The sequence below is a fragment of the Novosphingobium sp. genome (assembly GCF_036820275.1).
Lineage (GTDB): Bacteria > Pseudomonadota > Alphaproteobacteria > Sphingomonadales > Sphingomonadaceae > Novosphingobium.
Genome location: NZ_DAISLT010000024.1, coordinates 83,612 through 94,284, shown reverse-complemented (window position 1 = coordinate 94,284; position 10,673 = coordinate 83,612). Strand labels below are relative to the sequence as shown.

The following is a 10,673-nucleotide window of genomic DNA, read 5'->3' as shown; positions in this document are numbered from 1 at the left end:
GGCCAAACGGAAAAGCCGCCCTGTCCCGGGCGGCTTTTTCTTTGCCGTGTTACTTGAGCGTCAGCGGCAATCCCGCCGCCACGAACACCGCATGGGTAACCGTTGCCGCCACCTGCTGGTTGAGCCGCCCGGCTTCGTCGCGAAACCGCCGCCCGAGCGGCGTATCAGGCACGATCCCCAATCCCACTTCGTTGGCAACCAGCACCAGCGGCTTCGGACAGCTCGCGATTGCCCGGCACAAGCCGTCGAACTGCGGCTGCAAGGCCACGTCGGCGAGCATCAGGTTGGACAGCCAGAGCGTCAGGCAATCGACCAGCACGGCATCTGCTTCGCGTGACGCCCGCTCGATCCCTTCGGCCAGGGCCGTGGGCGCTTCCAGCGTGGACCAACGCGGCCCGCGATCCTCACGGTGGCGGGCGATCCGCGCCTCCATCTCATCGTCGAGCGCCTGTGCGGTGGCGATATAGACCAGCTTTTCGGCCCCCGGAACCGCTTCGACCAGCGCCTGCGCGTGGCGGCTCTTGCCGGAACGGGCGCCGCCCAGAACGAGGGTAGAGGTCATGCGCGAAACTCCGTGAGGGCCAGCAGGCCGTCGATATCGAGATGCCGTTCCATTTCGACGGCGAGTTCGTCGAGCGCGGCATCGACCCCGGCCTGGTGATCAAGCCCGTCGCTCTCCCCGCCGAGCCGCGCCATGAGTTCGGCGCGCAAGCCCGTCGAAGCCAGGAGGCCATGGCAATACGTCCCCATGACCCGGCCCGACGCATCGACGGCACCGTCGGGGTGCTCGCCGCCGAGCAGCGCGAAAGGCTTCGCCTGCCCCCGCTCGGTGACACCCATGTGCATCTCGTAGCCGGTCAGATCCGCGCCCAGCGCCCGGCCCGAAACCTCCCGCAAGGCCTTGCGGTCGCCCAGCACCGTCGTCACGTCGAGCAGGCCCAGCCCGGCGATTTCGCCCGGAACACCCTCGATGCCGAGCGGATCGGCGATCGCATGCCCGAGCATCTGGTAGCCACCGCAGATCCCAAGGATCATGCCGCCACGCCGATGGTGCGCAAGCACGTCGATGTCCCAGCCTTCGGCGCGCAGGAAGGCCATGTCGGCCATCGTGGCCTTTGAGCCGGGCAGGACGATGAGCGCCGCCTCGGCCGGGATCGGCGTACCCGGCGGGATCATCGCGACTTCCACGCCCGACTCCTGCCGCAGCGGGTCGAGATCGTCGAAATTGGCGATACGCGGCAGGATCGGGAAAGCGACCAGCAACTTGCCGGTGCCTCCGCCCAGTCCGCGTTCGAGCACGACTGCATCCTCGCTCGGCAGGCGTCCGACCGCGCGGGCCCATGGCATGACGCCATAGCCGCGCCAGCCGGAAAGCCGCTCGATCGCCGCATAGCCGTCGGCGAAAAGCGCCGGATCACCGCGGAACTTGTTGATGAGGAAGCCCCGGATCATGGCTGCGTCCTCGGGATCGATCACCGCCCGCGTGCCCGCCACGGCCGCGATCACCCCGCCCCGGTCGATGTCGCCGACCAGCACCACCGGTACATGGGCCTCGCGCGCGAAGCCCATGTTGGCGATGTCCCCGGCGCGCAAGTTGATCTCCGCCGGAGAGCCTGCGCCTTCCACCACCACGAGGTCGCAGCGCGCCTCCAGACGGCGATAGCTCGCCATGACTTCGGGCAGCAGGGTGCGGCGCGCCTCGCGGAAATTGGCGCTGCCGAGCGTACCGCGTACTTCGCCGTGCACCACGAGCTGCGAGGTTCGGTCGGCCTGCGGCTTCAGCAGCACCGGGTTCATATCGACGTGGAGAGGCACCCGCGCTGCCAGAGCCTGAAGCGCCTGTGCCCGGCCGATCTCGCCGCCCTCCGGAGTAACGGCGGCATTGTTCGACATGTTCTGCGGCTTGAACGGCAGGACTTTCAGCCCGCGATTGGACAGCGCGCGGCACAGCCCCGCCACCAGCACGGACTTGCCGACGTCCGAGCCGGTCCCCTGCAACATCAAACCAGCCATGCGACTCCCGCTTCCACTCCCAGGGCAACAATGGCGAGAAGGGCGCAGGCCCGGCGATAGACCGCCAGCGCCCGCCGCAAGTCCGCCGCACCCGCCGTGCGGCCCTCCTCCCCGATCCACGGCTTGGGGGCAAGGGTCCCGTCGTAGACGATCGGCCCGGCGAGCCGCACGCCCAGCGCTCCCGCCATGGCCGCCTCGGGCCAACCAGCATTGGGCGAAGCGTGCCGCGCATGGTCGCGCAGCATGACCCGCCAACCTGCTCCTCCTGCAAGGCAAAGCAGAACGCCCGCCAGCCGCGCGGGAAGGAGGTTCGCCAGATCGTCGATCCGCGCCGCCGCCCAGCCATAGGCGCGCAGCGGTTCCTCCGGGTGACCGATCAGGCTGTCCGCCGTGTTGATCGCCTTGTAGGCCCAGGCCCCCGGAACGCCGCCGAGCAGCACCCAGAACAGCGGCGCCGCCACGCCGTCGCAGAAGCTCTCCGCGAGGCTTTCGATGGCGGCACGAACCACGCCCGCCGCGTCCAGCCCCGCCGTATCGCGGCCGACGATCATGCCGACGGCATGGCGCGCCTCAACCAGATCGCCGCGCTCCAGTGCGACAAGCACCGGGCGGACATGGTCGTCGAGACTGCGCGCCGCGAGGGCAGGCCATGCCAACAGCGCGAGCGGCAACCATGCCCATGCCCCGGTCCATCCCCTCACCAGCCAGACCACCAGTCCCATGCCGAGCAGTACCGCCGCGATCAGCCCCAGCATCGCACCGAGACCGGCGATCCGCCGCGCCATGTCGGACCAGTCCGCGCGGTTGAGTTTGCGCTCGCAGCCGGAAATGACTCTCGCGAACAGCCCGACCGGATGGCCGATCACGCCGTAGAGGCGCCCCGGCCAGCCGAGCGCGCCTTCCAGCGCCATGGCGGCAAACGCGACCGGCGCGATCATCGCGCCATCCCGGAAAGGGCCTCGTCGAGACGGGCAAGCCCGGCAGCATCGGCGGGAACCCCGAAACGGACCCAGCCCGGATGCTCGGCAAAGGGCCGCACGAGGATGCGGGCGGACGCCAATCGTTCGAACAGCACTTGTCCCTCGCAGCCGGTGACGAGCCGGAACAGCGGGCAATCGCCCTCCGGCTCAAGTCCGTGCCGGCGCAGTACTGCGTCGAGCGCTTCGGCGCGGAGCGGCAGTTCCTCGCGCGTCCGTGCGATCCATGCGTGGTCGGCATAGGCCGCCGTCCCCAGCGAGAGCGCCGCCGCGTGGACCGGCCAGCTGCCCAGCATCTGCCGCAACAGCATCATGAGCGCCGGAGGCCCCAGCACGAAGCCCAGCCGCAGTCCGGCGAGACCGAAGAACTTCCCGAACGAGCGCAGCACGATCATCCGGAACCCCGGCGCGCAGGCGCGGGCGACGCTGGTTTCGGGGTGACAGTCGGCGAAGGCCTCATCGACGATCAGAAAGCCGCCGCTTTCGTCGATCCGCTCCGCCCATGCGATCACCGCCTCGGGATCGCGCAGCACGCCGTCCGGGTTGTTGGGATTGGCCAGGACGAACACCTCCTTCGCCCGAGGTGGCTCACCGAACTGCGCCGGACGGGAAGGGAAGAACGCCTCGCGATGGGTGCGATAGGCCGGGACCAGCGCGCGCCCCGGCAGATCGAGCGCCTTGGCAAGCAGGCGCAGCGCGGTCTCGCTGCCCGGCACCGCGCAGCAGAGGTTCGGCGCCACCCCGAAATGCCGCGCAGCCTCGGCTTCCAGGCGGGCAAGGGCATCGGGGTCGGGCAAGGCGGTCCAGTCGACAGGCTGGGTCACGGGCCAGGGCCGGGGGTTGAGGCCGGTCGAAAGGTCCAGCCAGTCCGCAGGCGCACCGCCGTAGGCCCGCGCCGCCTCGCTCACGCGGCCGCCGTGGAAGACGAAAGCCCCGCTCATCGGATCACCACCAGCGCCAGCAGCAGCAGGCTCTCCACGACTTCGATCCCGGCGCCGTGGCCGTCGCCCGAGATACCGCCGATCCGGTGTCGCAACCACCAGCCCCATGCCGGGACGGCAAGGAACAGCGCCAGCAGCGGCGGCGCGATGAACAGGACGACGATAGCCGCCGAGACACTCCAGAAAGCGACATGCCACCACGTTACTGCACTGCGGAACCGGCTACCCAGCCCCTCGTGCAGCGGCGGCAGCGCCTTTGTCCAGGCCAACGGCGCGATCCGCGCGAGCGGGGCGACGAGCAGCAAGGCCCAGACCGCTCCCGGTGCAAGAGCATGGAGCAGCACCAGCTTCGCCGCGAGTTGCAGGGCGATCGCCACGACCGCGAAACTGCCGACGTGCGGATCGGCCATCACCGCCGAAAGCCGAGCACGGTCCTTGTGCGCCGCACCGGCGCCGTCGGCCACGTCGCCCAGTCCGTCGAGATGGAGCGCACCGGTCATCCCGACCCAGGCCACAAGCCCCAGCAGCGCGGCGAGCCAATCGTCGCCTATCCGGGCGCCCAGCCACCAGGCGCCCGCCACCGCGGCGCCCACGGCCAGTCCCGCCACCGGGAACCAGCGCATCGACGCGGCAAAATCCTCCGCATCGGCCCGCACCGCCGGAAGCGGCAGTCGCGTCAGGAACTGAAGCGCGAGGACGAGCCGCCTCATGATGCCTGGCCGCTGTCGAGCGAGAGGATCTGCGCGGCGGGCAGGCCCTCGCCCGGCCAGAGGCGCAGGCTGACCAGCGCGCCGTAAGGCAGTTCGAAGGCCCAGACCTGCCGGTGATCGAAGCCGAACAACACCGCAAGCGCCGCGCGCATGGCACCGCCGTGGGTGAGGATCAGGCTGGCACGGTCGATCTGCATGAGCGCCTCGCCGATGCGGGCGCGGAGTTGCGACCAGCGCTCGCCGCCGGGCGGGGCATGGATCTCGGGATCGTCCCAGAACCGCGCCTGCACAGCCGGATCGAGCTGCTGGGGGGCAAGCCCGTCCCAGGCCCCGAAGTCGATTTCGCGCCAGCGCGGGTCGAGGTCATGCCGCTGACGACGCATCGCCGCGATCTGCGCGGCGGGAATGCTCGATCTTTGCAGATCGGAGGAAACCACCCGCTCGAACGTCAGGCCTGTCGCCCGCGTCACGCAGTGTGCCACCCCGGCAGGCGTCGGCGGATCGTCGCGGTGGCCGAGCAGCAGCCCCGGCTCGCGCGGCGCGCCGTGGCGCATGAGGTGGACGAGCACGCCGTTCACGCTTCCACAGGCCCTGCCCCTGCGACCGCAGCCTCCGCGAAAGTGGCCATGTCGTCATGCGCAGCCAGCGCCGAGCGCACGATTTGCGCTGCCACCGCCGCGCCCGAGCCTTCGCCCAGCCTCATGCCAAGGTGCAGCAGCGGGTCCAGTCCGAAGCGTTCGAGCAGCCGGACATGTCCCGCCTCGGCCGAGCAGTGCGCCGCCAGGCAGTGTCCCAGAAAGGCGCCATTGTCCGCCAGCAGCGGCGCCATGGCCGCGCAGGCGATGAACCCGTCGAGCAGGACCGGCACCCGCAAGTGTCGCGCCGCCAGCACCGCGCCCGCCATGGCCGCAATCTCGCGCCCGCCGAGACGGCGCAAGGTCTCGAAAGCGTCGGTGCAATCGGCCCCGTGCAGCGCGAGGGCAGCCGCAACCGCCTCGGCCTTGCGGACGAGCCCGGCATCGTCGAGCCCGGTGCCGCGCCCGACCCACTCGGCCGCCTCACCGCCGAAGACTTGCGCCGCGAGCGCGGCGGCGGGCGTCGTATTGCCGATGCCCATCTCGCCCACGAAGCACAGGTCGCTGTCCGCCGCGACCGCAGCCGCGCCGGCATTGAGCGCGGCAAGGCATTCCGCCTCGCTCATGGCCGGCTCGCGGGTGATATCGCCGGTCGGACGGTGGAGATCGAGCGGCACCACCGCCAGCTCCGCGCCGCAGGCCCCGGTCAGCGCATTGATCGCCGCGCCGCCCGCCTCGAAATTGGCGACCATCTGCACGGTGACTTCAGGCGGATAGGCACTGACCCCGCGAGCGGCGACGCCGTGGTTGCCCGCGAAGATCACGGCGCGGATGCGCTCCGCCCGCGGACGTTCGCGCCGTTGCCAACCGGCCATGAACACCGCGATGTCTTCCAGCCGACCGAGCGAGCCGAGCGGCTTGGTGAGCACCGCCTGTCGTGCGCGCGCCGCTTCCAGCGCCGCACCGTCAGGTTCGGGCAAGGCGGCCAGCGCGGCGGCGAAGGCGGCGCGGTTCTCGAAGCGGATCATGTGCCGATGAACCCTTCCGGCGGCGTGCGGGTAATGAAATGGCCTTTCACGCCCTGCGGCCACTCGCGGTACGGCACTTGCCCGTGCTCGCTGGCGGCATGGCGCACGGCATACTCAAGGATCGCGCGGGCGGCGTCTGCGTCCGGCGCGAAATCGCCGAGGACATAGCCAAGCTTGCCCGGCGCGCGGATCGCCACGGTGCAGTGGCGCTGGCAGGCAAAGAGGCAGGGCATTTCCTGAACCGCAACGCCCTGAAGCGCGGGTTCGGCAGCCTGTACGTCCCGCATGGCCTCGGCCAGCAGGGTGCCGCCGCGCTGACCCGCTTCGTTCTCGCGCGCTTCGGCGGAGTGACGGCAGGTGTTGCACACCACCACGGAAGGACCGGGTTCGACGGGGTGCAGCATCAGAACCGGCTCCCCGACGCGAAAGCGAGAATGGCGGTAACGAATAGTCGGCAGTTCACGGCATGTCCTTCCAGCGAGCATCGAACCCGGCCGGGTCGGCGCGCACACGAAAGGCGGCAGTCGTGCGGGCAGGCGACGACAGACCCTTTCGCGCCGCACCGGCACGGCAGTGGCTGTCGCTCTGCGAGGAATGGCCCCGTTCGCCCGGCTCACCCTGTCCGGTCGAAGAACGACTGCGGCAGGCAGGTCTCCTGGCTCACGGGTCGGTGCCGGTTCGGCCGCCTTCTCAGGAGCTTGCACCCCCAATGGCGAAATGGCCGCACGGCTCGCCGCTTACAGTTGCAGGGGCAGCCCGGGTCTTGAACCCGCGTTCCCTTTTGATCCCCTCGCGGGGAACCTGTCGCAGGGGCGGCCCTATCGGGTGGCGGCCCCGCGTGCAAGAGCCCGCCGCTTGCGCGCCTTCGCGAAGTGCCATAGGTCCCGGCGCCGATGACCGCCTGCCCCGCCCTGCTCGTCGCCGCCCCTTCCTCGGGACAGGGCAAGACCCTCGTCACCGCCGCCCTCGCCCAGCGCCATGTCCGCGCCGGACGCCGGGTGCGGGTGTTCAAGTGCGGGCCGGACTTCCTCGACCCGATGGTCCACGAAGTGGCCAGCGGCGCGCCGGTCCACCAGCTCGACCTGTTCATGTGCGGCGAGGACCAGTGCCGCGCGCTGCTGCACGAAGCGGCGCAGGAGGCCGACCTGATCCTCGTCGAAGGCGTGATGGGCCTGTTCGACGGCACGCCCTCCTCGGCCGATCTCGCCCGGCATTTCGGCCTGCCGGTCATGGCGGTGATGGACGGGTCCTCGATGGCGCAGACCTTCGGCGCGCTCGTCCACGGCCTCGCCACATATCGGGAGGACGTGACCTTGGCCGCCGTGCTCGCCAACCGGGTCGGCAGCGAGCGCCATGCCGAACTTCTGCAATGCGGGATACCGGAAGGCGTGCAGTGGCTCGGCGCGATGCGGCGCAACGAGGACATGGGCCTGCCCGAGCGCCACCTCGGCCTCGTGCAGGCGGGCGAGATCGCGGATATCGAAGCCCGTATCGACCGGGCTGCCGACCTGCTTCCGCAAAGCGCGCTGTGGCTGCCCGACCCCGTAACCTTCCCGGCGCCACGCGCCGCTCCGCCGGTTCCCGCCGCCTTGGCAGGCAGGCGGATCGCCATCGCTCGCGACGAGGCTTTCGGCTTCATCTACCGCGCCAACCTCGACTTCCTGGAACGCGCGGGCGCGCGGCTCTCGTTCTTCTCGCCCCTGCGCGATGTCACCTTGCCGGACTGCGACGCGCTCTGGCTGCCGGGCGGCTACCCCGAGCTTCACCTGACCACCCTATCTGCCAACCACCCGATGATCGAGGCTGTCCGGAGCCATTTCCTGGCCGGGCGTCCAATCCTCGCGGAATGCGGCGGCATGCTCTACGCCTGCGAAGGGCTGACGGATGCGGCGGGCACCGGCGCACCGATGTTGGGCCTGCTCCCGGCGCGCGCGGCCATGCAGAAGCGTCTGGTCGCACTCGGCATGCAGGAGGCGGACATGGCGGGGCACACGGTGCGCGGCCACACCTTCCACTATTCCCGGCTGGAGACCGCCCTCGAACCGATCGCGCTCGCCCGGACGCCGGACGGGCGCACGGGCGAGCGGATATTCCGGCAAGGCTCGCTCACGGCGAGCTACATGCACCTCTACTTCCCGTCCGCGCCGGAACTGATCGCGGCGTTGCTGGGGTGAGATCGCAGCCGGTCAGGCGATCGCCGGCAGCTTCTCGAGGTACTTGTCGAGCGTGATCGGATAGTCGCGAACCCGCACTCCGGTCGCGTTGTAAACGGCGTTCGCCACCGCCGCACCCACGCCGCAGAGGCCGAGTTCGCCCACGCCCTTGGCCTTCATCGGCGAGACCTTGTCGTCCGCCTCGTCGAGGAACACCACCTCCTGATGCGGAATGTCGGCGTGGACCGGCACTTCGTACCCGGCAAGGTCGTGATTGACGAAGAAGCCGAAGCGCTTGTCGACCGCCAGTTCCTCCATCAACGCGCCGCCGACGCCCATCGTCATCGCGCCGATCACCTGGCTGCGCGCGGTCTTGGGGTTGAGGATGCGCCCGGCGGCGCAAACCGCCAGCATGCGCCGCACCCGCGTCTCGCCGGTGTAGGAATCCACCGCCGCCTCGACGAAATGCGCACCGAAAGTCGATTGCTGGAACGTCTTGCCGAGATCGCCCCACTGCATCGTCTCTTCGGCGACAAGCTCGCCGGACTTCGCCGCTTCGGCCAGCGCCACCGAACGGTTGCCCGCGCGGACCTCGCCGTCGACGAACTGCACACCGGCCGGGTCCATGCCGAGCCGCTGCGCCGCCATGTCGCGCAGCTTCGCGCAGGCCGCATAGACGCCGGAAGTCGAGCTGTTGGCGCCCCACTGGCCGCCCGAACCCGCCGATGCCGGGAACGATGAATCCCCCAGCTTCACGTGCACTTTCTCGACCGGCAGCCCCATCATCTCCGCCGCGGTCTGGGCGATGATCGTGTAGGAGCCGGTGCCGATATCGGTCATGTCGGTCTCGACCGTGACCGTGCCGTCGCCCGCCAGCCGCACCCGCGCCGCCGAAGTCATGTTGATATTGTTGCGGAACGCCGCCGCGACGCCCATGCCGATCAGCCAGCGCCCTTCCCGGACTTGCGCGGGCCTGGCACTGCGCCGGTTCCAGCCGAACCGCGCCGCGCCGTCTTCGAGACAGCGCACGAAATTCCGCTGCGAGAACGGACGCTCGGGCTTCTCGGGATCGACCTGGGTGTCGTTGAGCACGCGGAACTTCACCGGGTCCATGGCCAGTTTCTCGGCCATTTCGTCGATGGCGATCTCCAGCGCCATCAGTCCCGGCGCCTCGCCCGGCGCGCGCATCGCGTTGGCTTCGGGCAAGTCGAGTTCGGCCAGCCGCATCGCCGTCAGGCGATTGGCCCCGGCATAGAGCAGCTTGGTCTGCTGCGTCGCCGCTTCCGGGCCGCCGCCGGGCAAGTCGCCCGACCAGCTTTCGTGGCCGATCGCGGTGAGCCTGCCGTCCTTCGTCGCGCCCAGGCGGATGCGCTGGATCGTCGCCGGACGGTGAGTGGCGTTGTTGAGCATCAGCGGGCGCGGCATGGCGATCTTGACCGGCCTGCCGCAGGCCTTGGCCCCGAGCGCCGCCATGACGGCATCGGCACGCAGGAACAGCTTTCCCCCGAAACCGCCGCCGACATAAGGCGAGCGGACATGGACCTTTTCCGGCGGCATCTGGAACGTCGTGGCCAATTCGCGCTTGTTCCAGGCGATCATCTGGTTCGAGGTCCAGACCGACAGCGCATCTCCTTCCCACCAGGCGATCGTGGCGAAAGGCTCCATCATCGCGTGATTCTGGTCAGGCGTGGTGTAGGTCTGGTCCACCTGCACCGGCGCCGAGGCGAATGCTCCCGCGAAGTCGCCCGTATGCGTGTCGGCATCATTGCCGGTGAGCGACTGCGCGCCGGGCTTTTCCTTGACCAGATCGAAGCGCCCCTGCCCGCGGTCGTAAGTGATCCGCACCGCATTGGCGGCGCTGCGCGCCTGCTCGAAGCTCTCTGCGACCACCACGGCCAGGGCCTGGTGGTAGTGATCGACGTTCGGCCCGCCGAGCAGCTTGGCGGTGTTCATGTTGCCCTTGCCGAGCGGCTGCGCGTTCTCGGTGGAGACAATTGCCAGCACGCCCGGCATCCGGCGCGCTTCCTCGGCATGGAAAGAGGCGATGCGACCCTTGGCGATCCCGGCCCCGATCACGTAGCCGAATGCGGGCTTGGCCGGAACCTCTCCGTGCTCATAGGCATAGGGCGCCTGCCCGGTGGTCTTGAGCTTGCCGTCCACGCGGTCGACCGCCTGGCCAATGACCTTCATCGCGTCGATGGGATTGGGGCCCGCAGGCGTATCGAACTTCATGCCCGGTTCTCCGCGATAAGCGCCGCCAGCGTGCGTTCGGCCAG

The 10,673-nt window shown here is 69.8% G+C and carries 10 protein-coding genes and 1 riboswitch; of the genes, 1 reads left to right on the top strand and 9 read right to left on the bottom strand.

What is annotated here, in order from left to right:
• Positions 1-49: 49 nt before the first annotated feature.
• From cobU to V7066_RS18255, 8 genes are read right to left on the bottom strand one after another with little or no spacing between them, the layout of a single operon-like run.
• Complete coding sequence (gene cobU, locus V7066_RS18290) at positions 50-562, bottom strand: bifunctional adenosylcobinamide kinase/adenosylcobinamide-phosphate guanylyltransferase (RefSeq protein ID WP_334184415.1); 513 nt, start codon at positions 560-562, stop codon at positions 50-52.
• Complete coding sequence (locus V7066_RS18285) at positions 559-2,013, bottom strand: cobyric acid synthase (protein ID WP_334184414.1); 1,455 nt, start codon at positions 2,011-2,013, stop codon at positions 559-561. The genes cobU and V7066_RS18285 overlap by 4 nt, the downstream gene beginning before the upstream one ends.
• Positions 2,001-2,951 (bottom strand): adenosylcobinamide-phosphate synthase CbiB, encoded by a 951-nt coding sequence (gene cbiB, locus V7066_RS18280; RefSeq protein WP_334184413.1) that lies wholly within the window; start codon positions 2,949-2,951, stop codon positions 2,001-2,003. Before cbiB ends, V7066_RS18285 begins: the two co-directional genes overlap by 13 nt.
• The gene (locus V7066_RS18275) at positions 2,948-3,931 is read right to left on the bottom strand and encodes a threonine-phosphate decarboxylase (protein ID WP_334184412.1); all 984 of its coding nucleotides are present in this window, start codon (positions 3,929-3,931) and stop codon (positions 2,948-2,950) included. The genes cbiB and V7066_RS18275 overlap by 4 nt, the downstream gene beginning before the upstream one ends.
• The gene (gene cobS / locus V7066_RS18270) at positions 3,928-4,641 is read right to left on the bottom strand and encodes an adenosylcobinamide-GDP ribazoletransferase (RefSeq protein ID WP_334184411.1); all 714 of its coding nucleotides are present in this window, start codon (positions 4,639-4,641) and stop codon (positions 3,928-3,930) included. Before cobS ends, V7066_RS18275 begins: the two co-directional genes overlap by 4 nt.
• Entirely contained in the window at positions 4,638-5,219 is a 582-nt protein-coding gene (locus V7066_RS18265; RefSeq protein ID WP_334184410.1) for a histidine phosphatase family protein, read from the bottom strand. Before V7066_RS18265 ends, cobS begins: the two co-directional genes overlap by 4 nt.
• Positions 5,216-6,244, bottom strand: coding sequence for a nicotinate-nucleotide--dimethylbenzimidazole phosphoribosyltransferase (cobT, locus tag V7066_RS18260; RefSeq protein ID WP_334184409.1), 1,029 nt, complete (start codon positions 6,242-6,244; stop codon positions 5,216-5,218). Before cobT ends, V7066_RS18265 begins: the two co-directional genes overlap by 4 nt.
• Entirely contained in the window at positions 6,241-6,648 is a 408-nt protein-coding gene (locus tag V7066_RS18255; RefSeq protein WP_334184408.1) for a DUF1636 domain-containing protein, read from the bottom strand. Before V7066_RS18255 ends, cobT begins: the two co-directional genes overlap by 4 nt.
• A gap of 224 nt (positions 6,649-6,872) precedes the next feature.
• Positions 6,873-7,064, bottom strand: a riboswitch (cobalamin riboswitch).
• Between the two features lie 73 nt (positions 7,065-7,137).
• Here V7066_RS18255 and V7066_RS18250 point away from each other — a divergent pair.
• Positions 7,138-8,418 (top strand): cobyrinate a,c-diamide synthase, encoded by a 1,281-nt coding sequence (locus V7066_RS18250; RefSeq protein ID WP_334184407.1) that lies wholly within the window; start codon positions 7,138-7,140, stop codon positions 8,416-8,418.
• A 12-nt stretch (positions 8,419-8,430) separates the two neighbouring features.
• Here the strand turns inward: V7066_RS18250 and paoC are convergent, their stop codons facing one another.
• Positions 8,431-10,629 (bottom strand): aldehyde oxidoreductase molybdenum-binding subunit PaoC, encoded by a 2,199-nt coding sequence (gene paoC, locus V7066_RS18245; protein ID WP_334184418.1) that lies wholly within the window; start codon positions 10,627-10,629, stop codon positions 8,431-8,433.
• Positions 10,630-10,673 lie beyond the last annotated feature (44 nt).

What these genes read in the sequence shown, in the direction of transcription:
- cobU (WP_334184415.1), bottom strand. Translation starts at nt 562, where the DNA reads ATGACCTCTACCCTCGTTCTGGGCGGCGCCCGTTCCGGCAAGAGCCGC.
- V7066_RS18285 (WP_334184414.1), bottom strand. Translation starts at nt 2,013, where the DNA reads ATGGCTGGTTTGATGTTGCAGGGGACCGGCTCGGACGTCGGCAAGTCC.
- cbiB (WP_334184413.1), bottom strand. Translation starts at nt 2,951, where the DNA reads ATGATCGCGCCGGTCGCGTTTGCCGCCATGGCGCTGGAAGGCGCGCTC.
- V7066_RS18275 (WP_334184412.1), bottom strand. Translation starts at nt 3,931, where the DNA reads ATGAGCGGGGCTTTCGTCTTCCACGGCGGCCGCGTGAGCGAGGCGGCG.
- cobS (WP_334184411.1), bottom strand. Translation starts at nt 4,641, where the DNA reads ATGAGGCGGCTCGTCCTCGCGCTTCAGTTCCTGACGCGACTGCCGCTT.
- cobT (WP_334184409.1), bottom strand. Translation starts at nt 6,244, where the DNA reads ATGATCCGCTTCGAGAACCGCGCCGCCTTCGCCGCCGCGCTGGCCGCC.
- V7066_RS18255 (WP_334184408.1), bottom strand. Translation starts at nt 6,648, where the DNA reads ATGCTGCACCCCGTCGAACCCGGTCCTTCCGTGGTGGTGTGCAACACC.
- V7066_RS18250 (WP_334184407.1), top strand. Translation starts at nt 7,138, where the DNA reads ATGACCGCCTGCCCCGCCCTGCTCGTCGCCGCCCCTTCCTCGGGACAG.
- paoC (WP_334184418.1), bottom strand. Translation starts at nt 10,629, where the DNA reads ATGAAGTTCGATACGCCTGCGGGCCCCAATCCCATCGACGCGATGAAG.